We start from the raw sequence: 14,669 nt of genomic DNA on the forward strand, positions 1-14,669 counted from the left end.
TTCCGTTCTGGGAGAATCCGCACGTGTCGACCGAACGCCCCCGGGTACTGTCCGGCATCCAGCCGACCGGCGAGTCCTTTCACCTCGGCAACTATCTCGGCGCGTTGCGCCAGTGGGTGGCGCTGCAGGACACGCATGACGCGTTCTATTTCGTCGCCGATCTGCACGCGCTGACCGTCGACTACGACCCGAAGGTGCTCAGCGCCCGGACCCACAACTCGGTCGCGCAGCTGCTGGCCGTGGGGCTGGACCCGGAGCGGGCCACCCTGTTCGTGCAGAGCCATGTGCACGAACACGCCGAGCTGGGCTGGGTGATGCAGTGCCTGACCGGTTTCGGCGAGGCCAGCCGGATGGTGCAGTTCAAGGACAAGTCGGCCAAGCAGGGCGCGGACCGGGTCAGCGTCGGGCTGTTCTCCTACCCGTCGCTGCAGGCGGCCGACATTCTGGTGTACCGGCCGCAGTACGTGCCGGTCGGCGAGGACCAGCGGCAGCACCTGGAGCTGACCCGGGACCTGGCGCAGCGGTTCAACTCCCGGTTCGGCAAGGCGTTCGTCCCGCCGGATCCGTACATCCTCAAGGACGCGGCCAAGATCTACGACCTGCAGGAGCCCGGCGCCAAGATGAGCAAGTCGGCGTCCAGCCCGGCGGGAATCGTCGAGTTGCTGGACGAGCCGAAGGCGTCGGCGAAGAAGATCCGCTCGGCGGTCACCGACGCCGGTCGCGAGGTCATCTACGACCCGGAGCGCAAACCCGGCGTGTCCAACCTGCTGGTGATCTACTCGGCGCTGGCCGGGAGCGCCATCGGCGACCTGGAGGACGAGTACGCGGGGCGGGGTTACGGCGACCTCAAGAAGGACCTCGGCGAGGTGCTGGTCGAGTGGGTCACGCCGATCCGCGACCAGGTGCGCACCTACCTGGCCGACCCGGCCGAGCTGGACAAGATCCTGCACCGGGGCGCCGAGCGGGCCCGCGAGGTCGCCGCCGCGACCCTGCGCACCGTCTACGACCGGCTGGGGCTGCTCCGCCCGGCCGGCTGAGCTAGCGTCTGCCTGGTGCCAGCCGAGGACACACCCAGGAAGTCCTTCCTGAGCAGACTGCGCGACCGGCCCAGCGTCGACCACCTGATCCGCGCGGGCGACAGCTACATCACGCACAACGGTGACCACTACGCCGCGGCGATCACCTACTTCAGCGTGCTCTCGCTGCTGCCGATGGTCATGATCGCGTTCGCGGTCGCCGGGTTCTTCCTGGCCGGCAACGAAGAACTGCTGCGGGAGATCCAGCAGGGCATCACCGAGGCGGCGCCGCCTGCGTTCGCCGACTTCATCAACGACCTGATCAACCAGGCCATCAACGCCCGCACCTCGGTCGGCGTGGTCGGTCTGGTGATCGCCGCCTACTCCGGGCTGGGCTGGATGACCAGCCTGCGCGACGCGCTGAGCGCGATGTGGCAGCACGCCATCCCGGACCGGCCGTTCCTGCGCAACCTGCTATCCGACCTGCTGTCCCTGATCAGCCTCGGGCTCGCGTTGCTGGTCTCGCTGAGCATCACCACGCTCGGCACCGGGCTCGGCGACAGCCTGCTGCGCTGGCTGGGGCTCGACGACGACGGGTGGGCGGTGTTCCTGTTGTTGCTGGCCTCCATCGGGCTGTCGCTGGTGATCAACTGGCTGTTGTTCCTGTGGGTGCTCACCCGGCTGCCCCGGCAGCGGGTCAGCGCCCGAGCGGCCATGCGGGGCGCGGTGTTCATGGCGGTCGGGTTCGAGATTCTCAAGCAGGGGGCCACGATCTTCCTGTCGTTCGTGACCGACACGCCGACCTGGAAGCTGTTCGGTCCGATCATCGGCCTGCTGCTGTTCGCGAACCTGGTGTCCCGGCTGCTGTTGTTCGTCACCGCGTGGACGGCGACCGCCCGCGAGAACCTCGACCAGGCGCCTGCGGTGAGCTCGCCCGTGGTGATCCGGCCGGTGGTCGAGGTGCACAAGGGTCCCCGGATCCGGGACGGCGCGGCGCTGCTGGGCACCGGGCTGTTGCTCGGCGTCCTGTGGGACCGGCGCAGACGACAGCGTTAGGCGCGAACGGTCAGCCGGCGGCGGACCGGACGGCCCGGGCCCGGCGGCGTCGCCACCACATCGCGGTGGAGATCAGCACGGCGACCCCGGCCAGCACCACCAGCGGCAGGCCGACGTTGCCGAACGCCGACCGGGAGACGGCTTCGGCGTCCTCGGTGGTGTTGCCACCGGAGACCGGCATCAGCTCGGCGCTGTCGGCGCCGCTGACGTCGCCCTTGGGCTGAGCCTCGGGGGCCCGGTCGACGAGCTCGCCGACCTGCCGGCTGCCCGACTTGACCAGCGTGAACCCGTAGTCGAGCAAACTCGCCGCCTGGTCGGACAGCGGGCCGGGGGCGCGCTCGCCGCGCAGCAGCACGACGGCCAGCCGGTGCCCGTCCCGCTCGGCGGCGCCGAGGTAGGTGTGCCGGGCGTCGTCGGTGAACCCGGTCTTGCCGCCCAGGAAGCCGGCGTAGCCGCGGAGCAGCTTGTTGTCGTTGTTGACCTTGAAGCCCGGCTTGGCGGCGAAGCCCGGGAAGTCGATCTGGCGGGTGCCGGCCGCCTCGGCGAACTCCTTGTGCTTCATCGCGGCCCGGAAGATCAGGCTCTGGTCGTAGGCCGAGGTGGTCATGCCGGGCCCGTCCAGGCCCGACGGTGTGGCCGCGCGGGTGTCCAGCGCGCCGAGCTCGCGAGCCACCGAGTTCATCTTGTCCAGCGTGGCCGGCACGCCGCCGAGGGCCCGGGCCAGAGCGTGCGCCGCGTCGTTGCCGGAGTGCATGACCAGGGCGAACAGCAGTTGGCGGACCGTGTACTGGCCGCCGGCGCCGAGGCCGACCCGGGTGCCCTCCTGGTTGGCGTCCTCCTCGGTGCCGACCACCACCATGTCCGGGCGGAGCTCCCGGATCGTCACGATCGCCAGCAGCACCTTGATCAGTGAGGCGGGGCGTTCGCGGGCATGCGGGTCCTTGGCGGCGAGCACGGCGCCGGTGTCCAGGTCACTGACGATCCAGGACGCCGCGGTGATCGGCGGTGGCTCGGCGGCGCCGGAGGGGTGGATCTGGCCGCACTCACCCATCCGGGGACCGCCGACCGGGTCAGCCGGGACAGGCAGTGGCGCCGGCCGCTCGGCGCCCGGCGCGGGCTCCTCGGAGGTGTCGATCGGGGCCGGCGGAACGTCCCGGTTCGGGCACGCGGACTCCGTCGGGGTGTTGGTGCCCGGCTGCGCCTTGCGCGGCAACCGGGTCGCCGACGAGACGCCCGGTGTGGTGAACAGGGCGGCGGTGATCAGCACGAACAGCGAGACCACCAGGGCCGGAACTGATCTGCTCACGGTGCAACGCACGTGTGCAGACTAGGGCCAACGGTGACCGGCCCGCTCGCCACCCCTCATGGCCCGGCGTGCCACGGTCGTGTTTCGTGCCTCCAAATGGGGGATTACCTAGGCAACTCTTTGTAGTCGTCCCTGCACCGGACGCGCAGCCTCGGCTTGCCGCCGTGGACGATCATCTCGCGGTACGGTTCGGCGCGGCGGGACCGCGACAAGAGGAGAGTCCGTGGGGTTCGTACGGGATCTGCTGGTCTTCTTCCACCTGCTGGGCATGGCGATGCTGGTGGCGATGTTCTTCGTGCAGCTGCGTGCCGGCGCCGAGGCCCGGTTGTCCGTCGGCTGGCTGCACGCCGCCGGCCTGCAGCTGGTCACCGGCGTGGCCCTGCAACTGCTCGCCCCGGCCACCGGCGCCCACTACAACAACGCCAAGCTCGGCATCAAGCTCCTCGTGCTGGTCGCGATCGGTGTGATCGCGCTGGTGTTCCGGCTGCGCACCACGGCGCCGCCCCGGTGGGTGCCGATCACCCTCCTCGGCCTGGTCGTCCTCAACGTCGGCCTGGCCGTCTTCTGGTGATCAGGGACGCTGGACGCGCAGCCAGGCCGCCGTGTCCGGCGGCAGCGCCGAGCCGTCCAGCGGCTTGCTGGTCAGCAGCACCGCCTCGTGGTCGGGCAGCGGCACCGCCCCGCCGGAGAGGTTGACCACACAGGCGAAGCCGGGGTCGCGGGCGAAGGCCAGCACCCCGGCCGGCGCGGCCAGCCAGCGCAGCGCGCCGTCGCCGAGTGCCGGCTCGGCCGCCCGGAGCCGCAGCGCGGCCCGGTACAGCTCGAGCATCGAGTGCGGGTCGCCGGTCTGCGCCTCGACGGTGAGGTCCTTCCAGGCCGGCGGCTGCGGCAGCCAGGGCGGCGCACCGGCGTCCGGCGGGCTGAACCCGAACGGCGGCTCGACCCCCGACCAGGGGATCGGCACCCGGCAGCCGTCCCGGCCCGGGTCGGTGCCGCCGGAGCGGTGGAACATCGGGTCCTGGAGCAGGTGCCGGGGGATGTCCTCGACCTCCCACAGGCCCAGCTCCTCACCCTGGTACAGGTAGGCGGCGCCGGGCAGGGCCAGGCACAGCAGCGCCCCGGCCCGGGCCCGGCGGGCGCCGAGCTCGAGGTCCAGCGGCAGGCCCTGGCGGCGCAGCCGGTCCGGAAAGCTGAACCCGCTGTCCGCCCGTCCGAACCGGCTGACCGGCCGGGTCACGTCGTGGTTGGACAGCACCCAGGAGGCGGGGGCCGCCACCGGCTCGTGGGCGAGCATCGACTCGTCGATCGCGGCCCGCAGCCGGCCGGCGTCCCACGGGCAGCACAGGAACTCGAAGTTGAACGCGGCGTGCAGTTCGTCCGGGCGCAGGTAGGCGGCGAACCGCTGATGGTCGGGCAGCCACACCTCGCCGATCAGCACCCGGTCGCCGGGGTAGCCGTCGGTCAGCGCGCGCCACTCCCGGTAGATCTCGTGGACGCCGTCCATGTCCGTGTACGCGGTCTCGCCCTCCAGTTCGAGATCCTTGACCAGGACGGCGGCCGAGTCGATGCGGATGCCGTCCACCCCGTGGTCGAGCCAGAACCGCAACACGTCCAGGAACTCGGTCCGCACCTCGGGGCTGTTCCAGTTGAAGTCCGGCTGCTGGGCGGCGAACAGGTGCAGGTACCACTCGCCCGGCCGGCCGTCCGGCTCGGTGACCCGGGTCCAGGCCGGGCCGCCGAAGATCGACCGCAGGTCGGTGGGGGGCGTCGCGCCGTCCGGACCCCGGCCCGGCCGGAACCAGAACCGTTGCCGCTGCGGCGATCCCGGCCCGGCCGCCACCGCCTCCCGGAACCACGGATGCGCGTCCGAGCAGTGGTTGGGCACGATGTCGATCACGACCCGCAGGTCGTGGCCGTGCGCGTCGCGGATCAGCCGGTCGGCCTGCTCGATGGTGCCGAACATCGGGTCGATGTCCCGGTAGTCGGCGACGTCGTACCCGGCGTCGGCCATCGGCGAGGGGTACCACGGGCTGAACCAGAGCGCGTCCACCCCGAGCCCGCGCAGGTACGGCAGCCGCTCGGAGATGCCCGCCAGGTCACCGATTCCGTCCCCGTTGGCGTCGGCGAAGCTGCGCGGGTACACCTGGTAGATCACCGCGCCGCGCCACCACGGCGCATTGTCTACTCTGGACACACTGGACTCATTTCTGTAGTCAGCCCTTGAGACTGCCGGCCGACAGTCCGCCGAGGATGCTGCGCTGGAAGATCAGGAACACCAACACCATGGGTACGCTGGCGATCACCAGACCGGCCATCAACTCGTTCAGCGCCACCTGGCTGGTCATCGACAACCGGGACAGCGCCACGCTCAGTGTCTGCGCCTCCGGGTCCGGCAACACCAGCAGCGGCCAGAGGAAGTCCTTCCAGCCGGCGATGATGATGAAGATCGAGACCACGCCGAGCACCGGCCGGGACAGCGGCAGCACGATGCTGACCAGCACCCGCAGCCGGCCGGCGCCGTCGATGCTCGCGGCGTCGATCAGCTCATGCGGGATCTGGTCGAAGAACCGCTTCAGCAGGTAGATGTTGAACGCGTTGGCCACCCCGGGCAGCCACAGCGCCCACGGCGTGTTCAGCAGGTTCACGTGCACGACCGGCACGTCGGCCACGGTCAGGTAGGCCGGCACCAGCAGCGCGCTGGCCGGCAGCATCAGCGTGGCCAGCATCATCCCGAGCACCAGCGATCCCAGCACCGGGCGCAGCCGGGACAGCGCGTACGCGGCGGCCACGTCGAAGACGAGTTGGAACAGCCAGCCCCCCACCGCGTAGAACACCGTGTTGACGAAGTAGTGCGCGATACTCAGCCGCTCCCAGGCCTCCACATAGGACTCCGGGTGGAAGGTGTGCGGGTACAGCGTGGGGGTCGGCTGGGCCAGCTCGGTGGGATGCTTGACCGCGCCGGTGATCATCCAGTAGAGCGGGAAGAAGAACACCAGCAGGAACACCACGGTCGTCGCGGCCAGCACAGCGAAGTAGACCGCCCGGCCGCGCCGGCTGCGCAGCCGCTCCGGAGAGATCAGCGTCCGCGGCCCGCCGATCCCGGGCCGGCGGCGCCGGGGCGGGCCGGGCGCCGGAGCCCGCGGGCCGGCCGGCAGTGCGGGGGGCGAGGAGATGACGGTCATGTGCGCTCCCTGGTCAACCACAGGTACGCCGCGGAGAACATTCCGAGAACCACGAACAGCAGCACGGTCATCGCCGCGGCCAGACCGAAGTCGTGGTTGACGGTGAACGCGTACCGGTAGATCAGCACCATCACCGTGATCGTGTCCGGGTTGGTGGTGCCGGTGAGCTGGTACGGCTCGATGAACACCTGCATCGTGGCCACGATCTGCAGCAGCAGCAACACGATCATGACGAACCGCAGCTGTGGCAGGGTCACGTGGCGCAGCCGCTGCCACAGGCTCGCGCCCTCCAGTTCGGCCGCCTCGTACAGCTCACCGGGCACGTTCTGCAGTGCCGCCAGGTAGATCAGCGTCGCGGCGCCCATGTTGGACCAGGTCGCGACCAGCACCAGCGAGATCATCGCGGTGCGGGGCGACTGCGTCCAGGCCGACTCCGGCAGGTGCAGGCCGCGCAACACCGTGTTGAACAGGCCGTTGCCCGGGTCGTAGAAGTACTGCCAGAGCAGCACGCTCACGATCGGCGGCAGCATCACCGGCAGGTACACCGCCACCCGGAAGAACCCCCGGAAGTGCCGCAACTCGTTGAGCAGCACGGCGATCAGCAGCGGCAGCAGGTACCCGAAGACCAGCGCGAGACCGGTGAACAGCAGCGTGTTGCGCCAGGCGGTCCAGAACAGCGGGTCGGCGAACAGCGTCTCGAAGTTGTCCAGCCCGACCCACTCCGGGTCGGTGACGAAGTTGACCTGTTGGAAGCTCAGCAGTACGCCGCGCACCAGGGGATACCAGGAGAACAGCGCGAAGCAGACCAGCCCACCGGCCAGGAACGCGTAGGCGACCAGGTTGTCGGAGACCGAGCGGGGGCGCCGGTGGCGGCGCAGGGCCGGCTGGATCGCCATCGGACGCCCCCTTTCTCGGTCGGTTCTGGCCCTATACGGCGGCGAGAATCGAGTTGACCTGCTTCTCCGCGTCGGCCAGCAGCGCGTCGATGTTGGCGTCCCGCTCGGTGAGCACCTTGAGCATCGCGGTGTCCAGCACGGCGTAGATCTGTTGCGCGCTCGGCGGTTCGAGCTTGAGCGGGATGTCCGCGCTGCCCTCGGCGAACGGCTTGTAGTTCGCCACCGGCACGTTGGCGAGCTTGGTGGCCGCCGCCTGCTGCTTCTTGGCGGCCTCACCGGTCCAGATGTTCGGCTCGGGCAGGCCGACCGGGTTCTTGTTGGCCGCGTCGTACTGGTAGTCGTGCTCGATGCGGTCCGGGTTGTTGTACTTGAACGCCAGCCAGCGCAGCCCGGCCCGGATCTTCTCGGGGCCGGCCTTGGCGTTGAACATGAAGCCGTCGCCGCCGGCCAGGGTGCCCCGCCCGTCCGGCATCGGGCCGAGGTTGTAGTCGTTGTAGTCGCCCTTGTACTGGTTGACGATCGCCTTGAGGTTGTCGCCGGTGGCCAGGTACATGCCGAGCTTGCCGGCGGCCATCAGCTGGAGCAGGTCGGCGTACTCGAGTTGCTGGCGCTCGCCCATCGAGTTGTCGGTCCACCGCATGTCGTGCAGTTGGCGGAGCACCTGCTTGCCCTTGTCGGTGTTGAACGCGGCCTTCCAGGTGTCGCCGTCCTTGACCGCGACGTCGCCACCCAGCGAGTACAGCTCGGCGGTGAAGTGCCAGCCCCCGGTGTTGCTCTTGCTGTAGTCGCCGTACCCGGCCGTGCCCTCGCCGAGCGCGGCGATCTTCTGCGCGGCGGTGCGCAGCTCGGCCCAGGTCTTGGGCGGGTTCGCCGGATCGAGCCCGGCCTTGGTGAACAGCGCCTTGCTGTACAGCAGGCCCATCGAGTAGTTCCGCCAGGGCAGGCCGTAGACCTTGCCGTCCTGGCCGGTGAACACCTTCATCAGCTCCGGCCGGATCTGGCCCGCCGCCGGCACCTGGTCGAGGTAGGGGGTGATCTCGGCGACCTGCTTGCGGGCGATCAGGTTGGCCGGATCGGTGAAGTAGACGTAGAAGAGGTCCTCGAGCTGACCGCCGGCCAGCTTCGTGGCGAAGGTCTTGGGGTCCATGTACCCCTCCCGGGCATCGATCTTGATGTCCGGGTTGGCCGCCTCGAACTCGGCCTTGTCATCGAGAAACTTCTTGCGGTCGACCGCCTCGGTCCCCGGCGGCAGCCCGTTGACCGTGATCGTGACCGGCCCACCCGCGGCGGGCTCGGGGTCCTGCGAGCACCCGGCCACCACGGACAGTCCGAGGACACCGGCGAGCAGTACCCCCACCGCGCGGCTCAACGTAGATCGGTTCATTTCGCCAGCACCTTCCTTGGAGCGGCGTCGACAACTTTGTGACCCAGACCATACAAACGGGAACAGTGTCGTGCAAGAACTCAACGGAAGATAGAAATAACTGGATGATCACGGAGATGGGCGCGCGGCATCCCCCCGGTCGCACCTCCGGGGCCTGGGGTGGGGTGACTACGGGGCGGGGGCGGTGGAGCCGCGGACCACGAGCTCCGGCTCGAAGAGCAGTTCGTCGGGCAGCGCGGCGGCGCCGTTCATCTGGGTGACCAGCAGGTCGACGGCGGCCTGGCCCATCGCCTCGATGGGCTGGCGGACCGTGGTCAGCGGCGGGTCGGTGCAGTTCATGAACGCCGAGTCATCGAACCCGACCACGGACACGTCCTCCGGCACCCGGCGACCCAGCCTGCGCACCGCGCGCACCGCACCGAGGGCGAGCACGTCGCTGGCGCAGATGATCGCCGTGACGCCGGACCGGACCAGCGTGGTGGCCGCGGCACGGGCCCCCTCCATGGAGAAGCTGGACCGCTGCACCTCGTGCGCCACCCCGTCGTGCCCCGCGGCGGCGGCCTGCAGCGCGCTGAGCTTGCGCCGGGACGGCACGTGACCCTCCGGCCCCAGCAGCGCCCCGACCCGCCGGTGCCCGAGCGAGACCAGGTGGCCGAGCGCCTGCTCGACGGCCACCGCGTCGTCGGTGGACACCCGGGGGTGGCCGAGCTCGTCCACGCCCGCGTTGACCAGCACGACCGGGAGCTTCAGGTCGCGCAGCCGGTGGTAGTGCTCGTGCCCGGCGTCGGCAAGCGAGTAGTCGCCGCCACCGAAGATCACCCCGGACACCTGGTGCTCGAGCAGCATGTCGACGAACTCCACCTCGGAGACCCCGCCGATGGTGCGGGCACACAGCGCCGGGGTGAACCCGCGCTGCACCAGCGCTCCGGTGGCCACCTCGGCGAACGCCGGGAAGATCGGGTTCTGCAACTCCGGCAGCACCAGCCCGACCAGCCGGGCCCGGTCTCCGCGCAGTTTCGTGGGCCGCTCGTAGCCGAGCACGTCCAGCGCGGTCAGCACCGCCGTCCGGGTCGCGTCGGACACTCCCGCCTTCCCGTTGAGCACCCGGCTCACCGTCGCCTCGCTGACCCCAGCCTTGCGCGCAACCTCACTCAACCGTCCAGCCACGCCGCAACACTACGGCAACCCACTGCAAGAATCCGGCAGCGGCTTGCGAGGACACCTCCAGTTTCAGGGCTCGGTGCGGTCGGATTTCGTCCCGGAAACAGACCAATCGTGTCGCCTGCGCCGCGGTTGGTCACCATGTGTGTCCATACGGGTGCGTCGGGCGGGCGCTTTCAACGATTGGGTCACGGGCCGTGGCCTCGGGTAGCGCACGTCACGGGTCAGGGTACGGTCTCGCGAATGAAGTTGCGTCCGGCATATCGGACGCTGGAATCGCGGAAGGAGAACGCCTTGCGTCGAATGCGAGGTATCCAGCTCGCCGCAGGGCTGCTTGCGCTGGGTCTGGCCATGACCGCCTGCGGTACGGATGAGCCGTCAAACTCAGGGAGCAGCAGCGGATCCAGTGGTGCTGCGGCGCCCGCGCTCAAGGTCGGCCTGGCCTACGACATCGGCGGCCGTGGCGACCAGTCCTTCAACGACTCGGCGGCCCGCGGTCTGGACAAGGCGAAGAGCGAGTTCGGCATCGAGGCCAAGGAACTCGAGGCGACCGCCGGCGAGACCGACGCCCAGAAGGAGGACCGCCTGCGGCAGTTGGCCGAGGGCGGCTACAACCCGATCATCGCCGTCGGCTTCGCCTACTGCAAAGCGATCGGCGCGGTGGCCAAGGACAGCCCGGACGTCAAGTTCGCCATCATCGACGACTTCGAGCCGGACTGCACCGCCACCAACGTGGCGAACCTGACCTTCGCCGAGCACGAGGGCTCCTACCTGGTCGGCGCCGCCGCGGCGCTGAAGAGCAAGACCGGCAACGTCGGCTTCATCGGCGGCGTCAACGTTCCGCTGATCCAGAAGTTCGAGGTCGGCTTCACCGCCGGGGTCAAGGCCGCCAAGCCGGACGCCACGGTGCAGGTCAAGTACCTGACCCAGCCGCCGGACTTCACCGGCTTCAACGACCCGGCCAAGGGTGAGACCGCGGCCAACGGCATGTTCGACGCGGGCGCCGACGTGATCTACGCGGCGGCCGGCGGCTCGGGCAACGGCGTGTTCAAGGCCGCCAAGGCCAAGGGCAAGCTGGGCATCGGCGTCGACTCCGACCAGTACAACCAGCCGGCGCTGGCCGACGTCAAGGACGTGATCATCACGTCCATGCTCAAGCAGGTCGACGTGGCCGTGTTCGGCTTCATCTCCTCGGTCAAGGACAGCAAGTTCGCCAACGGCCAGAAGATCTACGACCTGGCGGCGGGCGGCGTCGGTTACTCCACCAGCGGTGGGAAGATCGACGACATCAAGTCCCAGTTGGACGGCTACAAGTCGAAGATCGTCTCCGGCGAGATCAAGGTGCCGGACAAGAAGTAGCGACACCATCGTGTGACGGGCTCGGGGCTACCGGCAGCCGGTATCCCCGGGCCCGTTACGGTCTCCACCAGATGACTGCGACGAGGATGTGGCGATGTCTAATGCGGTTGAGCTGACCGGCATCACCAAGCGGTTCCCGGGTGTGGTCGCCAACGCCGACGTGAACATCGCGGTGCGTCCGGGCACCGTGCACGCCATCGTCGGAGAGAACGGCGCCGGCAAGTCCACGCTGATGAAGATCCTTTATGGGATGCAGCGGCCGGACGAGGGCACCATCCGGGTAGACGACCGGGAGGTGACCTTCCATTCGCCTGCGGACGCCATCCGCGCCGGCATCGGCATGGTCCACCAGCACTTCATGCTGGCGGACAACCTGACCGTGCTGGAGAACGTGGTACTCGGCAACGAACCGCGATCCGGCGGTTGGTTGGATTTCAAGGCGGCCCGGGCGAAGATCGCCGAGATCTCCGCCAACTACGGGCTCGGCGTGGAACCCGACCGGCTGGTCGACGATCTCGGCGTCGGTGAGCGCCAGCGGGTGGAGATCCTCAAGGTGCTCTATCGCGGCGCCCGGATCCTGATCCTGGACGAGCCCACCGCCGTGCTGGTGCCGCAGGAGGTCGAGGAGCTGTTCGGCAACCTGCGCGAGCTCAAGGCCGAGGGCCTGACCATCCTGTTCATCTCGCACAAGCTGGACGAGGTGCTCTCCGTCGCCGACGACATCACGGTGATCCGGCGCGGCACCACGGTGGCGAGCGTGCAGCCGGGCGACGTGACCGCGCGCCAACTCGCCGAGCTGATGGTGGGCAGCGCGCTGCCGGTTCCGGAACTGCGCGAGTCGACGGTGACCTCGGACGTGGTGCTCGACGTGGCCGGGCTGACCCTCACCGACGCCGACGGCCGCAACGTGCTCGACGACATCTCCTTCGCCATCCACGCCGGCGAGGTGCTCGGTATCGCCGGCGTCGAGGGCAACGGGCAGGCCGAGCTGGTCGAGGCGCTGATGGGCATCCGCCCGCTGTCGTCGGGCTCGGTGCGCCTGCGCGACCAGGTGATCACCCAGCTGTCCACTCGGGAGCGCCGGGAGGCCGGGGTGGCCTACATCCCGGCGGACCGGCACCGCCAGGGGGTGCTGCTCGAGGCGACGGTGTGGGAGAACCGCATCCTCGGTCACCAGACCCGGCGGCCCAACGTGCGCGGTCCGCTGATCGACCGGCGCGCGGCCAAGGCGGACACGCGGCGCATCGTCGAGGAGTACGACGTGCGCACCCCGAGCATCGACGTGGTGGCCGCGGCGCTGTCCGGCGGCAACCAGCAGAAGCTGATCGTCGGCCGGGAGATGAGCGGAAACCCGGTGCTGCTGATCGCCGCGCACCCCACCCGCGGTGTGGACGTGGGCGCGCAGGCGGCGATCTGGGAACACATCCGCCGGGCCCGCGCCGAACGCCTGGCCGTGCTGCTGATCTCCGCCGACCTGGACGAGCTGATCGGCATGTCCGACCGGCTCGCGGTGATCCTGCGCGGCCGGCTGGTCTCGTCCCATGATCCCAAGTCGGTCACTCCGGCGGATCTCGGCTCCGCGATGACCGGAGCGGCGGAGGAGGTGGCCTGATGCAACGGTTATCAGCTCGGTCCATATTGCTGGGACTCGCGGCGCCGGTCGGGGCCCTGGTCTTCGCGGCCCTGGTGTGCTCGCTGATCCTGGCGGTCACCGGCCACTCGCCGGCCGACGTCGTCGACTCGATGGTGACCTCGGCGAAGCGGCCGCGCACCACCGTGATCGCGATCAACAACGCGACGAACTACTACCTGGCCGCGGTGGCGGTGGCGATCGGGTTCCGGATGAACCTGTTCAACATCGGCGTGGACGGGCAGTACCGGCTGGCCGCGATGCTCGCCGCCGCGTTCGCCGGGGCGTCGTTCATGCAGGGGCTGCCCTCGTTCCTGCGGATCGTCCTGACCTTGGTCGTGGCCATGCTGGTCGGCGCGTTCTGGGCCGGCATCGCGGGGTTCCTCAAGGTCACCCGCGGGGTCAGCGAGGTGATCTCGACGATCATGCTCAACGCGATCGCCACCGCCCTTGTCGCGTTCCTGCTCAACCCGCAGCGGCTGGCGGTGCTGCGGGGCAACGACATCGGCACCGTGGAGATCTCCGAGGGCGGGCAGGTGCCGGGCATTCCGTTCCCCGGCACGACCTCCGCGACGGTGCACGGGCTGATCGTGGTGGCCATCCTGGTCGGGGTGCTGTACTGGTTCGGCCTGTCCCGCACCCGGTTCGGCTTCGACCTGAAGGCCACCGGGCTGTCCGAGTCGGCGGCCGTGGCCAGCGGGGTCAACGTCAAGAAGATGGTGCTCGGCTCGATGCTGCTCTCCGGCGCGGTCGCCGGTCTGGTCGGCATGCCGGAACTGCTCGGCGGGGCGCACTCCTACTCGCTGAACTTCCCGACCGGCGTCGGGTTCATCGGGATCGCGGTCGCCCTGCTCGGCCGCAACCATCCGGTCGGCATGGCGTTCGCGGCGCTGCTGTGGGGCCTGCTGGACGCGAGTTCCAACGGGCTGGACGTGTCCGGGGTGCCGAAGGAGATCGTGGCGATCATGCAGGGCGTCATCGTGCTCTCCGTGGTCGTCGCCTACGAGCTGGTGCGCCGCTACCGGGTCCGGCTCGAACAGCGAGAAGTCGGCCAGGCACTGGGCACGACCAAGGTTCCTGAGGAGGTGGGAGCGTGAGCGAGCGAGCTTGCGAGCGAGCCATTGAGCACAGCCCCGCCGCCGAGCCTGCGAGGTGGCGGATCGGCCAGCTCCGAGCTTGCGAGGTGCTGGCATGAGCACGGGGTTGACCGTTGGCGTGGAGACGGCGCCGCCCGCGCGACGGGGACGGATCCGGCCGAGCTGGTACCTGGTGGCCGCACTCGGCGCGATGGCGATCATCTCGCTGGTCCGGGTGCTCACCGGCGCGACCGACCTCACCTCCAGCGGCACCATGGAGGCCGCGCTGACCGCGGCGGTCCCGCTGGCCCTCGCCGGGCTGGGCGGCCTGTGGGCCGAGCGCGCCGGCGTGGTCAACATCGGGCTCGAGGGCATGATGATCCTCGGGACCTGGGGCGCGGGCTGGGCCGGCTGGCAGTGGGGACCGTGGGCCGCGCTGGTCGGTGGCGCCGTCGGCGGGGCCCTCGGCGGGCTGCTGCACGCGGTCGCGACGGTGACGTTCGCGGTGAACCACATCGTCTCCGGCGTCGCGATCACCCTGCTCGGGCTGGGCGTCACGAAGTACCTCGCGTCGCTGGTGTTCGTGCCGCTGACGCAGAACCC

The 14,669-nt window shown here is 69.8% G+C and carries 13 protein-coding genes; 7 read left to right on the forward strand and 6 right to left on the reverse strand.

The window, feature by feature from the left end; genetic code table 11:
• Positions 1-23: 23 nt before the first annotated feature.
• Both trpS and yhjD read left to right on the forward strand, forming a co-directional pair.
• Positions 24-1,037 (forward strand): tryptophan--tRNA ligase, encoded by a 1,014-nt coding sequence (gene trpS, locus VFO68_RS03730; protein ID WP_325156712.1) that lies wholly within the window; start codon positions 24-26, stop codon positions 1,035-1,037.
• A 15-nt stretch (positions 1,038-1,052) separates the two neighbouring features.
• A complete protein-coding gene (gene yhjD, locus VFO68_RS03735) occupies positions 1,053-2,072 on the forward strand; it encodes an inner membrane protein YhjD (RefSeq protein ID WP_325156713.1) in 1,020 nt (339 codons plus the stop codon).
• 10 nt (positions 2,073-2,082) lie between these two features.
• Here the strand turns inward: yhjD and VFO68_RS03740 are convergent, their stop codons facing one another.
• The gene (locus VFO68_RS03740) at positions 2,083-3,378 is read right to left on the reverse strand and encodes a D-alanyl-D-alanine carboxypeptidase family protein (protein WP_325156714.1); all 1,296 of its coding nucleotides are present in this window, start codon (positions 3,376-3,378) and stop codon (positions 2,083-2,085) included.
• A 223-nt stretch (positions 3,379-3,601) separates the two neighbouring features.
• Between VFO68_RS03740 and VFO68_RS03745 the strand changes: the two genes are divergently transcribed.
• Entirely contained in the window at positions 3,602-3,949 is a 348-nt protein-coding gene (locus VFO68_RS03745) for a hypothetical protein (RefSeq protein WP_325156715.1), read from the forward strand.
• Here the strand turns inward: VFO68_RS03745 and VFO68_RS03750 are convergent, their stop codons facing one another.
• The 5 genes from VFO68_RS03750 to VFO68_RS03770 form a co-directional block, all read right to left on the reverse strand.
• Positions 3,950-5,572: a glycoside hydrolase family 13 protein gene (locus VFO68_RS03750; protein ID WP_325156716.1), complete on the reverse strand. Its 1,623-nt coding sequence runs from the start codon at positions 5,570-5,572 to the stop codon at positions 3,950-3,952. It abuts the gene before it with no gap.
• Between the two features lie 19 nt (positions 5,573-5,591).
• On the reverse strand, positions 5,592-6,560 hold the full coding sequence (locus tag VFO68_RS03755) for a carbohydrate ABC transporter permease (RefSeq protein ID WP_325156717.1): 969 nt from the start codon (positions 6,558-6,560) through the stop codon (positions 5,592-5,594).
• On the reverse strand, positions 6,557-7,456 hold the full coding sequence (locus tag VFO68_RS03760) for a sugar ABC transporter permease (protein ID WP_325156718.1): 900 nt from the start codon (positions 7,454-7,456) through the stop codon (positions 6,557-6,559). The genes VFO68_RS03755 and VFO68_RS03760 overlap by 4 nt, the downstream gene beginning before the upstream one ends.
• Before the next feature lie 31 nt (positions 7,457-7,487).
• A complete protein-coding gene (locus VFO68_RS03765) occupies positions 7,488-8,840 on the reverse strand; it encodes an ABC transporter substrate-binding protein (RefSeq protein WP_325156719.1) in 1,353 nt (450 codons plus the stop codon).
• Between the two features lie 168 nt (positions 8,841-9,008).
• Positions 9,009-10,007, reverse strand: coding sequence for a LacI family DNA-binding transcriptional regulator (locus VFO68_RS03770; protein WP_325156720.1), 999 nt, complete (start codon positions 10,005-10,007; stop codon positions 9,009-9,011).
• Between the two features lie 297 nt (positions 10,008-10,304).
• Here VFO68_RS03770 and VFO68_RS03775 point away from each other — a divergent pair, with 297 nt between their 5' ends.
• From VFO68_RS03775 to VFO68_RS03790, 4 genes are all read left to right on the forward strand, one after another.
• Complete coding sequence (locus tag VFO68_RS03775) at positions 10,305-11,360, forward strand: BMP family ABC transporter substrate-binding protein (protein WP_325156724.1); 1,056 nt, start codon at positions 10,305-10,307, stop codon at positions 11,358-11,360.
• A gap of 94 nt (positions 11,361-11,454) precedes the next feature.
• Positions 11,455-12,972, forward strand: coding sequence for an ABC transporter ATP-binding protein (locus tag VFO68_RS03780; RefSeq protein ID WP_325156721.1), 1,518 nt, complete (start codon positions 11,455-11,457; stop codon positions 12,970-12,972).
• A complete protein-coding gene (locus VFO68_RS03785) occupies positions 12,972-14,087 on the forward strand; it encodes an ABC transporter permease (protein ID WP_325156722.1) in 1,116 nt (371 codons plus the stop codon). The genes VFO68_RS03780 and VFO68_RS03785 overlap by 1 nt, the downstream gene beginning before the upstream one ends.
• Before the next feature lie 94 nt (positions 14,088-14,181).
• A partial coding sequence (locus VFO68_RS03790; RefSeq protein WP_414635450.1) for an ABC transporter permease subunit occupies positions 14,182-14,669 on the forward strand: 488 nt, incomplete at its 3' end.

Origin of the sequence: Actinophytocola sp. (assembly GCF_035712165.1) — a bacterium.
In the GTDB taxonomy this organism is placed as follows: Bacteria; Actinomycetota; Actinomycetes; order Mycobacteriales; family Pseudonocardiaceae; genus DASYTH01.

Excerpts from the sequence above, each read along its gene's own strand:
- VFO68_RS03755 (WP_325156717.1), bottom strand. The coding sequence starts at position 6,560 with ATGACCGTCATCTCCTCGCCCCCCGCACTGCCGGCCGGCCCGCGGGCT.
- VFO68_RS03760 (WP_325156718.1), bottom strand. The coding sequence starts at position 7,456 with ATGGCGATCCAGCCGGCCCTGCGCCGCCACCGGCGCCCCCGCTCGGTC.
- VFO68_RS03765 (WP_325156719.1), bottom strand. The coding sequence starts at position 8,840 with ATGAACCGATCTACGTTGAGCCGCGCGGTGGGGGTACTGCTCGCCGGT.
- VFO68_RS03775 (WP_325156724.1), top strand. The coding sequence starts at position 10,305 with ATGCGAGGTATCCAGCTCGCCGCAGGGCTGCTTGCGCTGGGTCTGGCC.
- VFO68_RS03780 (WP_325156721.1), top strand. The coding sequence starts at position 11,455 with ATGTCTAATGCGGTTGAGCTGACCGGCATCACCAAGCGGTTCCCGGGT.
- VFO68_RS03785 (WP_325156722.1), top strand. The coding sequence starts at position 12,972 with ATGCAACGGTTATCAGCTCGGTCCATATTGCTGGGACTCGCGGCGCCG.